15 protein-coding genes are annotated in these 19472 nt (G+C 64.3%); 9 read left to right on the top strand and 6 right to left on the bottom strand.

The window, feature by feature from the left end; genetic code table 11:
- Window positions 1–93: 93 nt before the first annotated feature.
- On the bottom strand, window positions 94–2391 hold the full coding sequence (locus tag Q0L57_RS05795) for a Wzz/FepE/Etk N-terminal domain-containing protein (protein ID WP_296739325.1): 2298 nt from the start codon (window positions 2389–2391) through the stop codon (window positions 94–96).
- A gap of 201 nt (window positions 2392–2592) precedes the next feature.
- Here Q0L57_RS05795 and Q0L57_RS05800 point away from each other — a divergent pair, with 201 nt between their 5' ends.
- Entirely contained in the window at window positions 2593–3888 is a 1296-nt protein-coding gene (locus tag Q0L57_RS05800) for a lipopolysaccharide biosynthesis protein (protein WP_296739327.1), read from the top strand.
- A 6-nt stretch (window positions 3889–3894) separates the two neighbouring features.
- Here Q0L57_RS05800 and Q0L57_RS05805 read toward each other — a convergent pair whose 3' ends face one another.
- From Q0L57_RS05805 to Q0L57_RS05815, 3 genes are read right to left on the bottom strand one after another with little or no spacing between them, the layout of a single operon-like run.
- The gene (locus Q0L57_RS05805; protein ID WP_296739331.1) at window positions 3895–4815 is read right to left on the bottom strand and encodes a DUF6492 family protein; all 921 of its coding nucleotides are present in this window, start codon (window positions 4813–4815) and stop codon (window positions 3895–3897) included.
- The gene (locus Q0L57_RS05810; RefSeq protein ID WP_296739333.1) at window positions 4812–5606 is read right to left on the bottom strand and encodes a WecB/TagA/CpsF family glycosyltransferase; all 795 of its coding nucleotides are present in this window, start codon (window positions 5604–5606) and stop codon (window positions 4812–4814) included. The genes Q0L57_RS05805 and Q0L57_RS05810 overlap by 4 nt, the downstream gene beginning before the upstream one ends.
- The gene (locus Q0L57_RS05815) at window positions 5603–6775 is read right to left on the bottom strand and encodes a glycosyltransferase family 4 protein (protein WP_296739336.1); all 1173 of its coding nucleotides are present in this window, start codon (window positions 6773–6775) and stop codon (window positions 5603–5605) included. The genes Q0L57_RS05810 and Q0L57_RS05815 overlap by 4 nt, the downstream gene beginning before the upstream one ends.
- Before the next feature lie 168 nt (window positions 6776–6943).
- Here Q0L57_RS05815 and Q0L57_RS05820 point away from each other — a divergent pair, with 168 nt between their 5' ends.
- The 3 genes from Q0L57_RS05820 to proC all read left to right on the top strand — a co-directional run bounded on the left by Q0L57_RS05820 (window position 6944) and on the right by proC (window position 10129).
- Complete coding sequence (locus Q0L57_RS05820) at window positions 6944–7942, top strand: glycosyltransferase (RefSeq protein ID WP_296739339.1); 999 nt, start codon at window positions 6944–6946, stop codon at window positions 7940–7942.
- Window positions 7911–9230, top strand: a complete 1320-nt coding sequence (locus Q0L57_RS05825; RefSeq protein ID WP_296739342.1) for an O-antigen ligase — start codon at window positions 7911–7913, stop codon at window positions 9228–9230. Before Q0L57_RS05820 ends, Q0L57_RS05825 begins: the two co-directional genes overlap by 32 nt.
- An 83-nt stretch (window positions 9231–9313) precedes the next feature.
- A complete protein-coding gene (gene proC / locus Q0L57_RS05830; protein WP_296739345.1) occupies window positions 9314–10129 on the top strand; it encodes a pyrroline-5-carboxylate reductase in 816 nt (271 codons plus the stop codon).
- On the opposite strand, the gene Q0L57_RS05835 is transcribed toward proC, so the two are convergent.
- Window positions 10104–11444 carry an NAD(P)H-dependent oxidoreductase gene (locus Q0L57_RS05835; RefSeq protein ID WP_296739348.1) on the bottom strand — a complete coding sequence of 447 codons (1341 nt, stop codon included), beginning with the start codon at window positions 11442–11444 and terminating at the stop codon, window positions 10104–10106. The two genes, proC and Q0L57_RS05835, sit on opposite strands and share 26 nt — an antisense overlap.
- A gap of 407 nt (window positions 11445–11851) precedes the next feature.
- Between Q0L57_RS05835 and Q0L57_RS05840 the strand changes: the two genes are divergently transcribed.
- Genes Q0L57_RS05840 through Q0L57_RS05855 form a run of 4 tightly spaced genes read left to right on the top strand, consistent with a single transcriptional unit; the run spans window position 11852 to window position 17407 of the window.
- Window positions 11852–13309, top strand: a complete 1458-nt coding sequence (locus tag Q0L57_RS05840; RefSeq protein ID WP_296739351.1) for a TolC family outer membrane protein — start codon at window positions 11852–11854, stop codon at window positions 13307–13309.
- Between the two features lie 30 nt (window positions 13310–13339).
- Entirely contained in the window at window positions 13340–15472 is a 2133-nt protein-coding gene (locus Q0L57_RS05845) for a type I secretion system permease/ATPase (RefSeq protein ID WP_296739354.1), read from the top strand.
- A 14-nt stretch (window positions 15473–15486) separates the two neighbouring features.
- Complete coding sequence (locus tag Q0L57_RS05850) at window positions 15487–16776, top strand: HlyD family type I secretion periplasmic adaptor subunit (protein ID WP_296739357.1); 1290 nt, start codon at window positions 15487–15489, stop codon at window positions 16774–16776.
- On the top strand, window positions 16766–17407 hold the full coding sequence (locus Q0L57_RS05855; protein WP_296739359.1) for a ribbon-helix-helix domain-containing protein: 642 nt from the start codon (window positions 16766–16768) through the stop codon (window positions 17405–17407). Before Q0L57_RS05850 ends, Q0L57_RS05855 begins: the two co-directional genes overlap by 11 nt.
- A gap of 33 nt (window positions 17408–17440) precedes the next feature.
- Here Q0L57_RS05855 and Q0L57_RS05860 read toward each other — a convergent pair whose 3' ends face one another.
- On the bottom strand, window positions 17441–18412 hold the full coding sequence (locus Q0L57_RS05860) for a transglutaminase-like cysteine peptidase (RefSeq protein WP_296739362.1): 972 nt from the start codon (window positions 18410–18412) through the stop codon (window positions 17441–17443).
- 324 nt (window positions 18413–18736) lie between these two features.
- Here Q0L57_RS05860 and Q0L57_RS05865 point away from each other — a divergent pair.
- The coding region (locus Q0L57_RS05865) for a hypothetical protein (RefSeq protein ID WP_296739365.1) at window positions 18737–19472 on the top strand (736 nt) is incomplete at its 3' end.

The following is a 19472-nucleotide window of genomic DNA, read 5'->3' on the forward strand; positions in this document are numbered from 1 at the left end:
CCGGCCACCGAAGCGCGGCATTTTCACGAAAATTCGCCAGGGCAATCCCGTCAAAGCGTCGTCGGATGCCGCTTTTATCGGACGCGGCGTGTTTTAGAAATAGCGGCGGCGCGAGCGGCTTTCGGTCAGCTCGCGCACCGCTTCGCGGAATTCACGCAGGCTGGCGCGGATCTCGTCGACCTGGCCCTGCTGGTCGACGTCGGAGACCGCGCGCGCATCAGCAACCGGCTGCTGGGCGAGCGGCGCCTGCCGGGCATCTGGCGCCGGTCGATCATAGGCGCGGCCAGAGGGCTGCGGGTCGCTTGCAGGCTGACCTCGTCCCTGCGGTGACTGGAAGGCCCGTGGCGGCGCGGCCGACATCGACGGCTCGCCCCAGCTCGCCGGCGGCATGGCCGCCCGGGCGTCAGGCACAACGCTTGGGACGGTGTCCGGCCTTCTGGTCACCGCGGTCCACAGATTGCGCAGCGAAGCGCCGATGAACCCGGCACGTCCCGTCCGGTCGTCGTCATTGGACTGCCCCCTGCGAGGCGGCGCAATGGGCGCGGGCGGTGGTGGGGGGGCCTTGTGGGCCTTCTCCTCGACGATCGGCCGCTGTTCGTCGGCTCCACCACGCGAGCGGGAGTCAGCCGTTTCGCGCAGGCTGGCGTAGGCGCCACGCAGCGCGCCCAGGCCGATGCCGCCGAACAGGCCCGCCAACAGGCCGGCCAGCGCCATCACGGCACGCGACGGTCCCTTGGCCTCGAGCGGCGGATAGGCGTCCGAAATGACGCTGATGTTGGCGGTGTTGATGTCCTTCTGCTCGCCGGTTTCCTTGGCGCGCAGCAGGAACTGCTCGTAGACGGACCGCTTTGCGGCCGCCTCGCGCTCCAGCTCGCGCAGCGAAACGAGGTTGTTGTTGACGTCGCCGCTTTGCACCTTGGCCTGCGCCAGACGCGAAGAAAGGTCCTGCTCGAGCTGGACCGAACGCTTCAGGTCGACCTGCAGCGAGGCGGCGATGCGCTGCAGTTCGGCGCCAATGCGTTCGCGCGCGCCGGCGAGCTGGGCGTTGAGCGCCTGTATCTCCGGATGGCGCGGGCCGAACTTGATCGCGGCGCGGTCGGCTTCCTGCTTCAGCTGGGCATATTGCGAGCGCAGCTCGCTCATGGTGTTGGAGCTGAGCTCCTCCGGCAAGGTGCCGCTGAGGACCGAATTGACGTCGAGCGAGCGCGCCGAGGCGGCGCGGGCGTTGAGCTCGAGCGTGCGGGCGCGCGCAACCGAAAGCTGCTCGTTGAGCTTGAGCATCTGGTCGTCGCTGATCAGGTGACCCTGCGCATCGACGAGATCGTGCGTCGCCCTGAAGTTCTCGACGTTCCGCTCGGCCGTCTCGACGCCCTTGCGCAATTCCTCGAGCCTGGCCGTGAGTTCGTCGGTGGCGCGACCGGCAGTCCTCTTCTGGATGTCGCTGGAGATATCCTTGAAGGCCGTGATCATGGCGTTGGCGATTTGCGCCGACTTCTTCGGATCCTGCGTGGTGGCGGAGACCGAGACGACGAAGGTCTTGCCGCCGCGCTCGACGTCGAGGCTCTTGGCCAGATTGCCCACGGTCAGCGCCTGCAGGCGGGCTTCGTCCGCGGAGCCCAGCGCGTCGTGACGCAACAGGACCGAGCGGATCAGCGACATGACGCCGAGGCCGCCGGAGCCTTGTCCATTGAACTCCGCATCTTTGGTGAGATCGAGGTCGGCGACGACCTTTTCCAGGACCCTGCTCGAGGTGAGGATGCGGACCTGGTTCTCGACGATGGCGAGAGTCGCATCCGAGGCGACCACATTCTGCGTCAGATCGCGATCGGTGAGCTTGAGGTCGCGCGGGTCGACGATGACGTCGGTGGTGGCCTCGTATTTCTTGGGCGTCGACAGTGCGATGGCGACGCCGAGCACGGCGCCAAGGATCGTTGTCGACAGGATCAACGCCTTGGAACGGGTGATCCCGCGAACGACCTGCACCGGGTCGATCAGCGGTTTCCATTCCTGCGAATCGGAATCCCTGCCGGCAGGCGGCCGCCCCGCGAAGCGAGGTTCAATGGCGGCTTGAGGGCGATGATCCGGAACACGGCCTTCATCTCGCCGCTCGACCGGTGCGTCGCTCCGGGTCCGTCCGGCTTCGGTTTCAACCGGATCCGGAGCAGGTTCGGGCATAGCGTAGCCGAACTCGTCGGTATCAGCGGGGCTTGGATTCAACCGCCCTTCGCGCTCGGAGCGCGCGGCGCGATGGCGTGCGGCGGCGTCCTCACGCCAGGACGAGTTGACCCGGTCCCCGATCGAAACCGTGTTGTCCTCGCCACGGACGGCCTGGCCAAGCGCAAGCAACGAGCGCTCGCGCCTCCAGTCCTCACGGTTTTCCCTGTCGACCATTGTGGTGGAGTTACTCTCTGGCGGCTTGGGGACGGCGGGGTGGCCAATCGTTAAGCCACGCTAAACAGGCATAGGAAATAAAAGGTTAATTTTGAGCTGGGCCAAGTCCAGTTTCTCGCCCTGATTGCAGCGTTTGCGCGGACATGAGCGAGGCCGCCAGAACGGCACGTTAAGCTTTCCCGCCTATGGTCCGGCCGACCTATGACCCAGACCAGCGACATACCGCAAAGGCGGCCCCTCGCGCGGATCGGCCACTTTGTGGCCACGCGCCGGAAGCTGGTTTACGACTATTTCTCGGCCATCAGCGGCGCCGGCGGCCGGCTGGTGTTCTCGCTCGCCTATTTCGTCGCGCTGGCCAACACCTTGTCGATCGCCGAGTTCGGCATGTTCGCCACCGCGTCGGCGGCGGGCGTGATGCTGTCGCGCATACTCGCCTTCGGCTTCATCTCGGCGCTCTATCGAACCGCCACGATCCGCCCCAACCTGATCGGCACCTTCACCGCCGGGTTCCTGCTGCTCGGCGCCGCCTCGCTGCCGTTCCTCGCCGCCGCGTCCTACCTCGTCTACCTGGTCTTCTTCGCCGGCACCGTGCCGCTGCCGGTCTTCACCGCGGTCGTCTTCGCCGAAGCAATGCTGTGGCGGCCGGTCGAGGTCGTGCTGATCGTCAATAACGGTCTCGGCAAGTTCGGCCGCGCCGCGTTGCTGGCGATCCTGGCGACGGCGCTCAGGGCAGTCGGCGCCGTGCTGTTCATGTTTGCCGCACAGCACACCATCGGCGTCTGGTCGTGGTTCTACATCGGCGCCAACGCCGCCTCGCTCATCGTCGCCTTCGTCTTCTTCTACCCCCGCCAGCGGCTCAGGCTGCGGATCGAGCTCTATTTGCGGCGGCTTGCCGATTCCGTCTATGTCGCCGGATCGGAGGTGCTGTTCTATCTGCAGATGGAGTTCGACAAACTTCTGGTGCTGTCGATCGGCGGAGCCCATCTCGCCGGCATCTACGCCATCATCATGCGGCTGGTGGACCTTACCGCGATCCCGATCCGCACCTTCTCGATGATGCTTGTGCAGCGCATGATGCGAGCGCCCGAGCTGCTTTCGCGACTGATGGTCAAAAGCGGCATCGAGGGCGGCGTCTTCCTGGTCTCGACGCTGGCGCTGCTCTCGCTCGGCATCGTGCTGCACTTCTTCCCCAACGCGCTGGGCAGGAATGTCGCGGAGGCCGCCCCGCTGGTAGCCCTGGCGATCTGCGTGCCCGGCCTGCGCAATCTGGTGGAATACCAGGCCGAGCTCCTCTTCGCGCGCGGCCAGACGGCGGTGCGGGCGATCAATCTCGGCCTGCTCGCCGGCCTGAAGGCGGTGCTGCTCACCTATGCGCTGACGACGATTACCGACACGCCCAACCTGGTGCTGTCGCTCAACATCGTCTTCCTGCTGCTCTATCTCGCCTCGATGCTGCTGACCTATTCAGCGATGCGCCGGCCGGCGAAGGCTATCTGATTCCAATCAGAAACCTATCAGGCGGCGGATGCGGCCGATGTCGGTGCCGATGAAGGATTGCATGCCGATCGCCACCTGCTCCGGCGCCATGGCGTCGACAAAGCGGCGGAAGGCGTCGTCCGACAACGCCTCGCCATTCCAGTGGACGCGGCAGAACTCCTCGGAACTGTGGAAATGGCCGGCGCCGTCCAGCACGTCGTCGACGTAGCGGCCATAGATCATGCATTCGGAGAATTTGCGCGCCGAGCCGACGACGCTCACCCACTCGCGGCCATGCACCTTTTCAATCCGCTGGCACATCGCATTGACGGTTTCCCGGCGCCAGGCGATCAAGGTCGAAATATAGTCATGGGTCGAAAGCCGGGCCCGGTCGATGCCGAGCGCCGCGCCGGCATTGCGGGACCAGACGCGGTGTTCGTCGTGACCATGATTGGCCAGGACACCATCACGCCTGAACAGCCGAACCTTGCCGTCGCGCCAGAAGGCGCCGGTGTCGAACGCTTTCAGGAAGGCAACATCGGAATCGCAGAAAACGAGCACGTCCTCCGTCGCGCGGGCCGCAATCGCGATGCGGCGCAACTGCTGCACGTGCCAACCACGCAGCGGCTGCGTCCGCAGGCTCAGCCAGATGCGGCGACGAAATCCGCTCAGCGGATCGTCGAAGACATGCAGCCAGCGCGGCAGCAGGTCTTGCTCGTCGACGATCGTGCGGCGGCTGCCTTCCAACTGGCGAAACTGCGCGACGTCACGATGCTCGACAAGGATGTAGTGTCGCGCCACGCCGGCCACATGACGATCCATGGTCTCGCACAAAAGGCGGCAGCGCTCGAAGTCCGGCGCGTAGCTTGCGGTCACGATCGCGGCCGAGGGGGTGCGCGGCAACGGCTCGACCGCGGTGGCGGCATCCGGAACGAAGCGACTGTTCAACGGCGCGCCTCCGCCGCTTGAAGCCTGCCCGACAATTTTTGCTTCAGGACGCGCCACAGAAAGACCGGGTTGCCGACCACATAGCGACGCCAAAGCCGGCCAGGTTCGATCCACAGGCGATAGAGCCATTCCAGCCGCAGCCGGCGCATCCACAATGGCGCGCGTGGCACCGTGCCGCTCAGGAAATCGAGCAGTGCGCCGACCGCGATCGGCAGCGTGCAATGCCGGGCGTCGATATGGCGCGCGATCCACAACTCCTGGCGCGGCACGCCCATGGCGACGAGCAGCACGTCGGGCCGCAATTTCGCGATGCGCCCGACGATCTCCGGCTCCTGGGCGGCGGAGAAATAGCCGTCATGGACGACGACGAAATTGTGCTGGCCGGCAAGCGCGGAAAGCTTGACCGACGCGGCCTCCGCGTTGACGCGCGTGGCGCCAAGCAGCGCCACCGTCAGCGGTCGCTTCGAAGCCTGGAGAAACGCCGGCACGAAGTCGGTGCCGTTGAGATTGTCCGGGAACGGCGCGCCATAGAGAAGCTTGGCGGCGATGTCGACGCCGACGCCGTCCGGCAGGATCAAAAAATCGTCGAGCGCTTCTGCAAAGACCGGATCGCCGTAGGCGATGTTGGCGTTGTGGGCGTTGAGGAAGCTGACCTTGGTGAAGCGCCGCTCGGCGACCAGCCTGGCAAGCAGCTCGATGGCGTCGTCCCAGCGGATCGCCAGCACTGGGATGCCGAGGATGGTCTTCAGCGTATCGAAACCGAAGGCGGCGCGGGCGGCATGCATGTTCATGCAGCAGCCTCCAACCCGACGGCGCCAAGCTTCTCCAGCCCGACTCCGATCGCGGCATCGAGCGCCTTGACCTGGCGGCGATGGAAGGCACTGCCGTCAACGTCGCGGATATCGGACGCCGCCGCCTCCATTGCCGCGGCAAAGGCGGCGGGATCGTCCGCCACCACGCAGTTTTCCGGGCGGTAGCCTATGCCACGCAGCGAGCGGCTAGTGGCGACCGAAGGCAGGCCGAGCTCGAAGGTTTCGATGGTCTTCAGCTGCACGCCGCTGCCGGCAGTGCTGATCAGCGGAATGACCGCTGCGCCGCGTACGAAGGCCTGGGCGTCCGGCACCCTGCCGACGAATTCCACCCCGGGATGCGCGGATGTGACCCCCGACGGCATGTTGCCGGCGATCCTGACTCGGAAATCGGGTCGCAGATGCGGCACGACCTTGGCGAGGAACCAGTCAAGGCCAATACGGTTCGGCTGCCAGGTCCAGGTACCAATCAATGCCGCGTCGCAGTCGATGCGGCGCGGGGCTTTGCTTGCCGACGGCTCGGCGCGGGTGATCAGCGGTAGCACCGCCGAGCGGTCGCTCGAGCCGACGCCAAGCGCCGCGCGATCCTCCTCGGCCAGGGTGAAGACAAACCGCGCGGCAGCGCAGAGGCGCTCTTCCATGGTCTTCAGCAGCCTGGCCTCGCGGCGGAACAGCCAGCGCTCGACGGCGCTGCCCGCGGCGGCCGCGTTTTCCTCGGCCGAGCGATGTTCCACATTGTGGGCGACGAAGATCGAAGGCCGGTCGCGGAACAGGTTCTCAAAGGCGCCGGCAAACTGGACGGAATTCAGCACATAGCCATCGAACGGGCCGGCATGCTCGATCGCCGCGCGGATGTCACTATCCGTGACGACGCGCAGCTTGACGGAGGAAAAGGTAAGGCCGGCAAGCACCGCCTTGCCTGCCCAGGCGAGCTTGCGCAGCGACGAGGCGCCTTCCGTGCGGACGTCGACGGCGCCGAGCAGAACCGTGTTTTGTGGATCGACGGGCGCCTTGCCCGGCCAAATGAAGCCCATAACTGTCACGCGCGCGCCAGCGCGCCGCAACGCGTCGATAATCGCCGCGTTGGCAATCTCGTAACCCGAGGCGAGAGCGCCATCGGGTACGATCGATGTGGCGAACAGCAGATGCATCTCACCTATCCATTGGTGTAGCGGGTAGCAAAGCGCAGTGAAGTCTTGATTAAGTGGCACCGCCGGAGGCTGAAAGCCTCGCTTTCGCGGCGCCTGTGCGTGAAGGTGATTAACGAAACGTTATCACCGCGATGCTATCGAGGGGCAAACCCACGCGACTGGAAACGGATGATCCCCTTGCCTTCGGACGCTTCGATATCGATCACGGGGCGGTCTCCCGGGCTCGCCGTCGAGGGCGTCGAGGCGGTCGTCACGGTGCCAACTTTCAAACGCCCCCGGCAGGTGCTGGAAACGCTGGCGTCGCTCAAGGCGCAGCGGACGGCGAGGCGTTTTGCCGTCATCGTCATGGAAAACGAAGCCGAGGCGCGCGAGGGCGCCAGGGCCGCGCTGCCGCTGTTCGAGCGCGGCGAGATGCCGGGTCTTGTCATCATCGCGCATGAGCGCGGCAATTGCAGCGCCTACAATGCCGGCTGGCAGACGGCGATGCAGCAGTTTCCCAATTTCAAGCATCTGCTGGTCATCGACGACGACGAAATCGCCGAACCCGACTGGCTGGAGAGGATGTGCAAGGCAGCCGAGGCGCTCGGCGCCGACATCGTCGGCGGACCGCAAGTGCCGGTGTTCGCAGACGCGAGCCACGCCAGATGGGCAGAGCATCCGGTCTTTGCGCCGCCCTATCGGGAAACGGGCCGCGTGCCAGCGCTCTATTCGTCCGGCAACCTGCTGGTCGGCCGTAACGTGCTGACGGCTATGGGGCCGCCCTTCCTAGACCTCAGGTTCAACTTCATGGGCGGCGGCGACTCCGACTTCCTGAGCCGCGCCGCGCAGAAAGGTTTTGTGCTCGGCTGGTGCGCCGAGGCAAGAGTGAGCGAGACCGTTCCGGCACGGCGCGTCGAGGCCGATTGGATCCGCGCCCGCAGCCTGCGCAACGGGGTGATCTCGACACTCGTGGAAAAGAAGAAGCGCGCGGGAACGCCGTTTGCGGGCGCGAAAGTCTTCCTGAAGAGCCTCGCGCTGCTTGCCACCTCGCCGCTGCGCGGCGCTGTCCGGCTGGCGCGCACAGGGTCGCTGACAACTGGCCTCTACCCCGTTTATGTCGCGCTCGGCCGGGTGCTTGCCGAATTCGGATATGCCAATGAGCAGTACCGGCAGCCTGAGAAGAACTGAGCGCGCCCCGCTCAGCGCCGCCTTCACGCGCGAGGGCATTGCTACGGCGATCGCCGCGCTGCTGTTCGCCACCATCATCGTATCGTTCCGGCCTTTCCAGCCCGCCGGCGCGGAGCTCACCGGCGACGGCGGCGACATCGTCAACCAGCTCGGCTTCGGCTCGCTCGGCGCGGTTTCGGTCTTCTCGCTGCTTGCCTTCGCCGACCCGCGCGTGGTGCGCTCGCTGGTCAGTCCTTCCTGGGCGTTGATGCTGGGCTTCTTCTTTCTCTCTGTGGTGCTCGCGACCGATCCGCCAGCGGCAATGCGCGCGGCCTCCTTCACCATGATCGGCATTATCACCATGGCGACGATCCTGGTGCTGCCGCGCGATGCCGATTCCTTCGCGCGGGTCGTCATCTTCACCGCCGTCGTGGTGATCGGGCTCTCCTACATCGGCCTCATAGCCTTCCCGCACGAAGCGCTGCATACGGCCGACTCGCAGGAGCCGGAGCATGCGGGCCTGTGGCGCGGCGTCTTCACGCACAAGAACATCGCCGGACCAGTGATGGCCTGCTTCAGCTTCGCCGGGCTTTACCTCTTCCGGCGCGGCCAGCGCTGGTGGGGCGCCGGCATCTTCTGCGCGGCGATGATCTTCATGCTGCACACCGGCTCGAAGACAACCGCGGGACTTGTCCCGTTCTCAATCATGATCGTGGTGCTGCCAAGCCTCATCGGCATGCGGCTCGGCACGCCGATCCTGTTTTCGCTGGCCATCATCGCGACCGCGGTGGGCACGCTCGGCATCGTCTTTCTCCCGCCGGTGAAGCAACTGGCTGCTATCTATTTCCCGAACCTTACCTATACCGGACGCACGACGCTGTGGGAGTTCGCCGGCGAGATGCTGGCGAAGAAACCATGGACCGGCTACGGCTACGAAAGCTTCTGGGGAACGCCGCTGCTGCTCAACCAGGACCAGCCGTTCGACCGGCCCTGGGACATCCGCACCATCGTGCACGGCCATGACGGCTATCTCGACATCGCCGTGCTGATGGGAATCCCCGCGCTCTGCGTCGCGGCCTATACCTTCCTCATCGCGCCGCTGCGCGACTACATGCGCATCCCGCCGCGCAAAGAGAACATCTTCCTCGGCGACTTCTTCATGATGGTGGTGCTGTTCACGGCTCTCAACGCCTTCCTCGAGAGCTTCTTCTTCCATCGCGGCGACCCGGTGTGGCTGTTCTTCGTGCTCGGCGTGCTTGGCCTGCGCCAGGTCTCGCTGCGGCCGATACCGGTCCGGCTCCCTCACTAACCGCTGGCCAATCGATCTTCCGCGAGCTGGCCTTTCCCGGCGCCGCGCGAGCGGTTAAGGAGAACCATCTTCGGGAGGCCTCCATGACCATCAGGCTCGTTCTCGCCGGTTGCGGCAATATGGGTTACGCCATGCTCTCGGGCTGGCTGAAATCCGACAAGCTGCCGTCATCGGCCGTTTTCGTCGTCGAGCCCAATGCCGAGTTGCGCCGGCGGGCCGAACATCTTGGCTGCGCCGCAGCGGCACACGCGGACAGCATTCCTGCCGATGCGGCGCCCGATCTCGTCGTCATTGCAGTGAAGCCGCAGGTGATCCGCGACGTCACAGCCGCCTACGAGCGCTTCGGCGACGGCAGGACCACCTTCGTCAGCGTCGCCGCCGGCACGCCGGTCAGCACCTTCGAAGAGATTCTGGGCGATCTGGTGCCGGTCATCCGCTGCATGCCGAACACGCCAGCGGCGATCGGCAAAGGCATGATGGTGGTGTTCTCCAATCCGCTGGTTACCGACGACGTCCGGCGTTTCGTTGCCGAGCTGCTTTCGGCAAGCGGCGTCGTCACGACGATCGACGACGAGAGCCTAATGGACGCCGTGACCGCGGTTTCCGGTTCCGGGCCGGCCTATATCTTCCACTTCATCGAGGCGCTGACCGTCGCAGCCGAGAAGGCCGGCCTGCCGACTGAGACGGCCAGGCTGCTTGCCATGCAGACCGTCTATGGCGCGGCTTCGCTCGCCGCCGAAAGCGATGAAGAGCCCGGCGTGTTGCGCCAGCAGGTGACCAGCCCCAACGGCACAACGGCCGCCGCGCTTGCCGTGCTGATGGGCGAGGACCGGCTGACGAAGCTGCTCACCGAAGCGGTCGAAGCGGCGCGGCTCAGGTCGATCGAGCTGGGGAAATAGGGCTCGTTCCGTAGAGCATCTCGTCCTGCAGCTGGCGCAGGGCGTAAAGCCTGGTCGTCTTGTCGGGCGCGGCATTGTCGGCTGTCAGCAGTTCGCCCTTCCTGACCGGCTTCAACACCTTGCCGCCCTCGAGCAGGCCGACCGGCACGGCGCGGCTGGCGCGCGCCTCGGCAACGGTCATCGTCCAGGAACGGTAGCAGGTCTCGCCGATGGCATCGAAGGTTTCACCGGCGGCAAGGTCGCGCTTGGCGACGGCGCAGACCTCGGCCGCGGGCTTAGGCAACGGCACCATGTCCGGCCGGCCATGGAGCATGATGCGGGCCGCGGTCAGCGGCACTTCCAGCGAGGTCAGGTGAAAAGGCCTGAACAGGCCGTAATACGGCCCCGTGCCGACATGGAGATCATCCATGCGCTCGACGATGCGCGGATGCATGGCTTCGACGATGACGAAGACGCCCGGCGCCACGCCCTTGCCGATCGTGTAGTCGACGACGCCCTTCCGCGACAAAAGCCCACCGTCCTCCTTCGGGATGAGCACTTTTGCCAGCTGGTCGCGATCGGCCTTCGGGCCGTGCATGCCCGGCACATCCGGCACCAGCCCGGTGGCGTTGGCGATGGCGCACATCTCGACCATGGTCTTCGAACCGTCGACGAACTCGACCAGCATGCGCGGGTTCATGTTGCGGCGCAGCGCTTCTTCCCGGTAGTCGTCGGGCACGGCGTCGTGGTTGAGCGGATTGTTCTTGCCCTTTCCGGCGGAAACGATGGTGTAGCCGAGCGCCGAGGCGAACTCGATCAATTCCATGCAACTCGATGGCTCGTCGCCCGCACCGACAGAATAGACGACGCCCAGCCGGTCGGCCTGCTGCTTCAGGTAGCAGCCGATGGTCACGTCGGCCTCGACATTCATCATCACCAGGTGCTTGCCATGCTCCATGGCCATCAGGTCGAAGTCGGCGGCAACGCCGGGCTTGCCAGTGGCGTCGATGACGACATCGATCAGCGGGTTGGTGACCAGCATCTCGTTCGAGGTGATGGCGATCCTGCCGCCTTCGATCGCCTGGCTGACCCTGGAGGCGGTATCGGCCTCGGCGGCCATCGCATCGTCGCCATAGGCGATCCGGATCGCCTCGCGCGCCGTATGCGGACGGCGCGTGGAGATGGCCGCGACCGAAATACCAGGCATCAGCATGCCCTGCGTGACCAGATCGGTGCCCATTTCGCCGGAACCGATGACGCCGATGCGCACCGGCTTGCCCTCGGCGGCACGCCTGGCGAGATCGCGGGCAAGCCCGGTCAGGGCGACGTTGGTCATGCGAAAGGTCCATGCTTTTTGATTTTAGGTCGCATTAGCAGGAAATGGCCCCGCTTTGCCAATGAAACCGTCGCGCCGCGGTTCAATGCAGGCCTCGCGGCGGCGCCCGTTGTCCGGCCTCATTTTGCGGCATTGGCCGGCGATTCTGGGGACGCGGCCGGCAGTTGGGACCTTTGCAGCCCCTTCCACAGCCGATGTTCGGCGAAGCCGAGCGTCGTTTCTGTGCCATTTTTGCTACATGCGTCGAGGCTAATGGCCGGAATCAACGCTTTTAGACTACTCTAATTGATTAAGCGCTCACATCTTCGGAAAATCTGATAGATACTGGCCGCAAGCTCCGGTGGCAGGCTTGGGCAAATAAGCGTCGACAATAAAAAGAACGGCGCGGGGATAGTCGCGGGGTAGAAATGATCAGGACGGGTAAAGTGACCGTCGGCTGGCGCATTGTGCTTGCCTTGACGGTGTCGGTGCTGGCTTGTGGAAGCGCCAGCGCACTCACACTCAAAGAGGCGGTTGAGGTCGCGGTGGAGTCCAATCCGGAGATTGGGCAAGCGATCGAAAACCGCGAAGCCATCGAATTCGAACTTCGCCAGGCCAAAGGCCTGTACCTTCCAAGCGTGGATCTGGAGGCCTCCACCGGCGTCCGGCGCCTGGACAATTCCACCCGGCGCGCGCTCGATGAACAGCACAGCGCCCTCTACCCGAACGAGGCCGACCTCTCGGTCACGCAGACGCTTTACGACAGCGGCGCGAGGCGGGCGGAGTTGAACCGACAAGCCTCGCGGGTCGACGGTGCTTCGTTCCGCGTCCTGGAGCGCTCGGAGTTCATCGGGCTTTCCGTCGTTCAGGACTATCTCGAATACATGCTGCAGGGCTCGATCGTAGCCGAAGCCAAGAAGAACCTTGCCTTCCATCAGTCCATGCTCGGCGACATCAAGCAGGGTATAGCAGGCGGCGCGCTGAACGAGGCCGACCGGCAGCAGGCGGAGGAACGGCTTTTTGCCGCGAAGGCGCGCATGCAGGAGGCCACGGAAGAGCTCGAGGCAGCCAAGATCCGGTTCTTCAAGAATGTCGGCAAGCCGTTGACCAACGCGTCGCGCCCGGCCGATGTGGCCAGCGCGCTGCCGAGATCGCTTGACGAGGCGATCGGGCTGGCGCGGCAAAACAATCCGCGCGTCCACATGGCCAACAGCGATATCGACGCCGCTTCCTCGCAGGTCGACGCCGCGCGGGCGAAATTCGGCCCCACGATCACCGCCGAGGGTGTCGCCCGAGGCGGATATGACATCGACGGCGACAATGGCGACGCCAGCGACCTGCAGGCGCGACTTGTGCTGCGCTGGAACCTCTATCGCGGCGGCATCGACAAAGCCAACGAACAGGAACAGATCCGCCGCACCAGCGAGCAGCGCCTGGCGCTGCACCAGGTGCTGCGCGAGATCGAGGAAGCGGTCCGCACATCATGGGATCGCCGCTTCCGCCAGGCCGAGCTGGCAACGACATTGCGGCAGCAGGCCGCTACCAATGAAAAGCTGGTCGCATCCTACCGAGAGCAGTTCAAGGTTGGACAACGCTCGCTTCTCGACGTGCTCGATGCGCAGAACACGCGCTTCAACACCGCGACGCTGGCCGATACTTCCTCCTACGCTTCGCTGTTTGCCGAATACCGGCTTCTGGCGGCCACCGGGCAGTTGCTCAAGACGCTGAATATCCAGCCGCCCAAGCAGGCCGCGGCCTACGCGCGAACTGAATTCGGAGTGCCGGAAACGGCCGACACCGAGACCTATGCGCGGACGCCGTCGGAGCAGAAGAACGATGTACCGTTCGACATTCTTGCGCCGGTCAGGAAGAAGCAGCCGATGTAAGCATCGATCTCGGGTCCTTCGGGGCGGATCGTGAACCAGCAGCCCAACATCCAGTCGCCCAAAGAGGCTTTCAAAATCTGCTTCTCGGCCGTTGCCGCCTATCTCGGCAGGCCGAGCGCGGAGACCGTGCTGTTTGCCGGCGTGCCAATTTCGGATACGCGTATCGAGCCGGATGACATCAGGCACCTCGCCGAGCGCATCGGCCTCGAAGTGCAGGATTTCAGCCACCGCGATTTCGTGCGCGGCCATATCGATCTTCCAGCCATCGTCTTCCGCGTCAGCCAGTTGCCGGTGGCGCTGCTCGCCGAGATCGAGAACGGGCAATTCCTGACGGCCCCGCAAGAGAACGGGCGCACCACAATCAGCAAGTCGGAACTCGCCGAGGCCTATATCAGCGGCGGCGCCTCCTTCTCGATCACCTATGCCAACACCACCGAGGAGATGACGGTCGGCTCGGCGCCGCGGATCGAAAGGCGTCACTGGCTGACCGGTACCATGGGAGCGTTCTGGCGGACCTACTCGAAGGTCGTGCTGTCGGCGATCTTCATCAACGTGCTCGCGATCGCCTCGCCCATTTTCACCATGAACGTCTATGACCGCATCCTGCCCAACAAGGCGATGTCAACGCTCTGGGTGCTGGCGATCGGCATCGGCGCGGCCATCCTGTTCGACCTGCTCTTGAAGACGGCCCGCGCTTCGCTGATCGACTATGCCGGACGCAAGGCGGATTTGCGGATTTCCTACCTCCTGTTCGAGAAAGTGCTCAACTCGTCACTGTCGGCGCGACCGGGGTCGACGGGCGAATACGCAAACCGCGTCACGCAGTATGAGTTCGTGCGGGAGTTCTTCACGTCGAACACCATCAGCGTCTTCATCGACACGATCTTCGTCTTTATCTTCCTGCTAGTCATCTACGCCATAGGCGGCTGGCTTGTGATCATTCCAGCCCTGGCCTTCCTCTTGTCGGTCGTCGTTGGACTGGTCACGCAGCGGCGCATCGGCAAGCGGGTAGCCGCTTCGATGAACGAGGCCTCGCAGCGCCAGGCGCTGCTGGTCGAATCCATCTCGACGCTGGAGACGATCAAGTCGCTGCGCGCCGAAGCATACCTGCTGCGCAAATGGGGGGAGCACTCGAAGAACGCCGCCAACACGTCGGAGAAGATCAAGGAGCTCTCAGCGGCGGCCGGCAACGTCACCGGGGCCATCCAGCAACTGGTGACTGTCGCGCTGGTGGTGGCTGGAGCCTACGCCTTCTCGGAGGGCGAGGTCTCGACAGGCGCAATCATCGGCACCGTCATGTTGGCCGGCCGGACCGTAGCGCCGCTCGGCCAGATCGCCATCACCCTCGCGCGCTTCCGCCAGGCGGTGCTGTCGCTCAGGATCATCAATACGATCATGGCCCAGCCGGAAGATCGACCTGACACGGTCGGCTTCGTCAACCGGCCGATCCGCAGCGGCGCCATGCTCTTCAAGAATGTCGGCTTCGCCTACCCTGGCACCGAGAACGAAGTGCTGAGCGGGCTCAACATCACGGTCAAGCCCGGCGAGCGGATCGGCATTATCGGCCGCATCGGTTCAGGCAAGACGACGATGGGCCGGCTGATCGGCCGGCTGTTCCTGCCCACCTCCGGGGAGCTGCTGCTCGACGGCATCGACATCCGCCAATACCACCCGTCGGAAGTGCGCGCCGCCGTCGGCATCGTGGCGCAGGCCGGGGACCTGTTTTCAGGCACCATCAAGGAAAACCTCCTGATGGCCGCGCCCGAAGCGACCGACGAAGATATCATCAATGCCGCGAAGGCCGCCGGCGTCGACGACTTCGTCTCGCGCCATCCGCGCGGCTACGACATGAATGTCGGCGAGCGGGGCACCAACCTCTCGGGCGGCCAGAGGCAGGCGGTGGCGATCGCGCGGCTGCTTTTGACCAAGCCGAAGGTCGTTTTTCTGGATGAGCCGTCCGGCTCCATGGACCTGGCCTCGGAACGACAGCTGATCAAGCAGCTCAAGGTCGCCTTCGACCGCAACACGACGTTGATCGTGTCGACCCATCGCTACAGCATGCTGGAACTCGTCGAGCGCCTCATCGTCATCGAGCAGGGCCGTGTGGTCGCGGACGGAGTGAAGGAACAAGTCATCCAGGCCTTGCAAAAGGCAAGTGCCTGATCGGGACGTCCAAAATGCTTGCAAGGGAAGATCGGCCGCCACTTTTCGCATCAGCGTCCGTCTACATCGTCGGGGCGCTCTTCGTCGCCTTCACCGCCTGGGCGTCGTTTGCCGAGGTCGATGAAGTCGCGCGCGGCGACGGCAAGGTGATACCCGCTTCCAAGACGCAGATCATCCAGGCCAGCGAGCCCGGCGTGGTGCAAGAGATCGCCGTCCAGATCGGCCAGACCGTCAAGAAGAACGACCTCATCATCCGTCTCGACAATTCGGGCAACACGTCGAGCCTCGGCGAAGAGAAGGCCAAGGCGCGAGCGCTGCAGGCGCGCATCGCGCGGTTGCAGTTCGAGCAGAGCGGCAACGTCGAAGGGTCGTTCCCCTGCCCCGCGGACATCCAGAAGGCCGCGCCGGAAATCTGCGACAACGAGCAAAAGCTGCTCGTCGCGCGTCGCGACAATTTCGAGGTGAAGCTGTCGGTTCTCAAATCGCGCCTCGATCAGCGCGAAAAGGAGTTGGACGAGGCCAACGCCAATTCGGACCGCCTGTCCAAGAGCCTTGCCGTCACCGACCAGGAAGCGGCGCTGATCGAACCGATGGTCAAGAAGGGCCTGATGGCCAGGACCGAGCAGATACGCGTCGAGCGTGAACAGACCGACCTGCACGGCCAGCTCAACCTCGCCGGCGAGACTATCAAGAAGGGCCAGGCGGCGATCACCGAGGCGCAGCTTCAGGTGAACGAACTGGGCCTGCAATTGCAGCAGGAGGCGTTGAGCGACCTGACGCAAGCACTCGCCGATCTTTCCGTGGTGGACGAAACCATCCGCGGTGCCACCGACAAGGTGGCACGAACCGACATCCGCTCGCCGGTCGACGGCATCGTCAACACGCTCGACGTCAACACGCTCGGCGCCTTCGTGCAACCAGGCGCGGTCGTGGCCGGCATCGTGCCGACGTCCGAAACCCTGCTGGTCGAGGCACGGGTTTCACCGCGCGACGTCGCCTTCATCCAGCCAAACCAGGATGCGCTGATCAAGGTCACGGCCTATGACTTCTCGATCTTCGGCGGCATCGAAGGCAAGGTCTCGAACATCACCGCCGACAGCCTCGTTGATCAGAAGACGGGCGAGCCCTACTATCAGGTGCGGGTTGCGACGGAGAAATCCACGCTGACCAGAAACGGCAAGAGCTATTCGATCATCCCTGGCATGATCTGCTCGGTCGACATCAAGACAGGACGCAAGACGATCCTGAATTACCTCTTGAAGCCTATCAACAAGGCGCGCCAGGAGGCCATGAGTGAGCGATAGCGCCGCCCGCCCCGACACGCCGCGCGAACGGCTGCTGCCGTCGCTCGCGGCCGAGGACTTCGGCCCGGAGTTCCGGGTCGTGGCGCGGGGCGGCGTGCGCCGCGGCATCCGGCTGGAACGTGCCTTCTGGGTATCGCTGAAGCATATGGCCGAAAGCCGCAAATGCACGATCGGCATGCTGGTCGAGGAGATCGCCGAAAGCCATCCGGACCAGGGCAATCTGACCTCGGCGATAAGGGTCGCGTGCATGCGCGGCCTCGCCGAGGAAAGCATGGAGTTGCGTAAGCTTGCCTCGATACGGACCATCAACGCGATCCTGGTCGCCTGTCCTTCGCCGGCCTTTGCGCTGTCGTCGGCGAAGAAGATCCTGGCCTTCAACACGCCGTTCCAGCAACTGGTCCGGCGCCAGCTGCCGAACGCGCCGGGCGACGACGGGCGGCAAGACCTCAAGCTTGCGCTGGACGTCAATGTCGTCGACATATTCTCCCGGCTGGACGCCAATGGCGAGACGCCGGTGACCACCGGCTTCGTCATCGGCGCAGGCGAGCGCCGCTATCGGGGCCAGCTCAGCGCCGTGCGCGCGCCGGTGACCGAGCCAGAACTTTTGATGGCCTTTGTGTTCAACGGCTGACAGGCCATGCCGCGCGTGGGCGGGCCTACAACTCTATTTCGTACCGGGATCGGACGACGCCAGCGTGACGGCATTGTCTGGCGTCAGGCCTTCGCCGGGAGCGACCGATGCGAAACCGCCAGCGATCTCGGCGACCTTTGCACCGGATTTCGATCCGTGGATCCAGGCCCGGTCGGTGCTGAAGGAGTAGAGCGGAACATAGTCCGGATGGTCGCTGTCCAACGCCACGACGTTGCTGAGGCTGTCCAGGATGAATGTGCCGCTTCCGGTGCTGACGGAAAGCACGGCATGGAAGAACTTCCGGCGGCGATCCTGCAGCACGACAAACGACATGCTTTGCGCCGGAATACCCGCACGCAGCAAAGCCGTCATCTTCAATATGACGTAATCCTCACAGTCGCCGGCCCGGTGTTCTAGGATTTCCGAAGGCGTGGCCCAATAGTCCGTCACGCCGTAGACGGCCATGTCAGTCTTGTAGGTGATCAGCCGGTTTATACTGCTGTTGACGAAATCCAGCTTCTCGCGGAAGGCCTTCTTGCTGGCAATGTTGATGATCTCGGAGAAAGCCGGGCTCTTGCGATCGCATGCGCTGCCAGGCGTGCAGTCCACGATCGCCTTATAGACGGGGGCCCAGTGAGCGGAAACCGGGAAGTTGCGCATCGACAATGCGACGGATCCAAACACGCCAGGGATGATCGCGCCTGTGTTGATCGGGTCGACGCCAGGGCTGGCCTGTTCGCTTGAGGAATTGTCCGGCCGGGACGCCGCCGCAGGTGCGTAGGCGCTGGCGATGCTCGAAATCCGATAAGCGGCAGCGGGCTGCCAGGGCTGCGGCCGCGCCAATGAAACGCCGCCGAGAAGAGAGGGCGCCGCTACCGCCAGAGGGGCAGGCTCCGCGTCCGACAACGCGCTCGCGGATGACGGATTTGGCAAGCCGGCAAGGCCGATTGCCAACAGGATGGCGGTTACCCCAGACAGACCCGCATCAGTTTTTTTTATTTTCATAGCGCCCACCTTTGACTGTGGACGCTACCAATCTTGTCTCAAGTTATCGGAAAGGAAGGTGGGTAAATTTCCGCGAATCAACCTGTTCTGTTTTCATTCAAATTTTATTCAATTTTATACTTTGGCAGCCGGGCATCGGCATCCGCTTCGAGGCTAGGCCGAGAACATGCCTGCGGATGTATAAATCGTTATATGAGGCCGGTTTACCAAGCGTAAAAAATGCCGGACGAGGCATATTTAAATATATGAAATATATTGAGCGTCTGTTGCAAAGTCCGAGCCCCACATGTCTCTTTCCGGGAAATGCCGAAGGGGGCTTGAACTATGACGACCACTATCGAATTCGATGCCGTTTCAAATTCCTGGGACGGGCACGCGACCGCCGACGAGCATTCGGGGTCGGCGGGTGTCCAGGTAGCTCAAGCCACCAGCGGCCAGGCCGCGCCGGCAACCGGCGAACCGGTTCCGGTCGATGTCGGCAACGGCGCGGCGGCGCAGGGTTCGGCCAATGCGCCGGCGACAAACCCGCCGGCGAACACAGCCAACGCCCCTGCCCCGAATGCCCCTGCCGCGAGCGCGCCGGCGACGAACGCGGCGGCATCGAACGTTCCGCATGAGTATCATGCCGACGCCGGCAACGTCGTGAAGCTCCCGGCCAATGTGTCGATCGACGACATCAAGGTCGACGGGCACAATCTGGTGCTGGTGCAGCCCGACGGCTCCGAGATCGTCATCAAGGACGCCGCGCTGAACGTGCCTACCTTCATCATCGGTGATGTCGAGGTGCCGCGCGTCGCGCTGATTGCCGCGCTCGAGTCGAGCCATGTCGACGTCGCCTTCGGCGCGGACGGTTCGATTTCTGCGAGCGGAAATGGGTCGCCAAGCAGCGCCGGCGGAAACTTCGACCAGCCTGCCGGCGGCATCGGCAACGGCTTCGGCCTGAGCCCGCTCCTGCCGCCAACGGATCTTTCGTTCGGCCAGTTGGAGCATCGTGATCTGTTCCCGGGATTGGTTCAGCCCAACCGCGCGCCTGAGATCGACGTGACGCCGACGAGTCCAA

Source organism: Mesorhizobium sp., from assembly GCF_024509055.1.
Taxonomy (GTDB): domain Bacteria; phylum Pseudomonadota; class Alphaproteobacteria; order Rhizobiales; family Rhizobiaceae; genus Mesorhizobium.

Bases quoted from the DNA above. Each gene is read 5' to 3' on its own strand.
- Q0L57_RS05815 (WP_296739336.1), bottom strand. From the start codon at position 6,775: ATGCATCTGCTGTTCGCCACATCGATCGTACCCGATGGCGCTCTCGCC.
- Q0L57_RS05795 (WP_296739325.1), bottom strand. From the start codon at position 2,391: ATGGTCGACAGGGAAAACCGTGAGGACTGGAGGCGCGAGCGCTCGTTG.
- Q0L57_RS05840 (WP_296739351.1), top strand. From the start codon at position 11,852: ATGATCAGGACGGGTAAAGTGACCGTCGGCTGGCGCATTGTGCTTGCC.
- Q0L57_RS05835 (WP_296739348.1), bottom strand. From the start codon at position 11,444: ATGACCAACGTCGCCCTGACCGGGCTTGCCCGCGATCTCGCCAGGCGT.
- Q0L57_RS05820 (WP_296739339.1), top strand. From the start codon at position 6,944: ATGATCCCCTTGCCTTCGGACGCTTCGATATCGATCACGGGGCGGTCT.
- Q0L57_RS05800 (WP_296739327.1), top strand. From the start codon at position 2,593: ATGACCCAGACCAGCGACATACCGCAAAGGCGGCCCCTCGCGCGGATC.
- Q0L57_RS05810 (WP_296739333.1), bottom strand. From the start codon at position 5,606: ATGAACATGCATGCCGCCCGCGCCGCCTTCGGTTTCGATACGCTGAAG.
- Q0L57_RS05860 (WP_296739362.1), bottom strand. From the start codon at position 18,412: ATGAAAATAAAAAAAACTGATGCGGGTCTGTCTGGGGTAACCGCCATC.
- Q0L57_RS05850 (WP_296739357.1), top strand. From the start codon at position 15,487: ATGCTTGCAAGGGAAGATCGGCCGCCACTTTTCGCATCAGCGTCCGTC.
- Q0L57_RS05825 (WP_296739342.1), top strand. From the start codon at position 7,911: ATGAGCAGTACCGGCAGCCTGAGAAGAACTGAGCGCGCCCCGCTCAGC.
- proC (WP_296739345.1), top strand. From the start codon at position 9,314: ATGACCATCAGGCTCGTTCTCGCCGGTTGCGGCAATATGGGTTACGCC.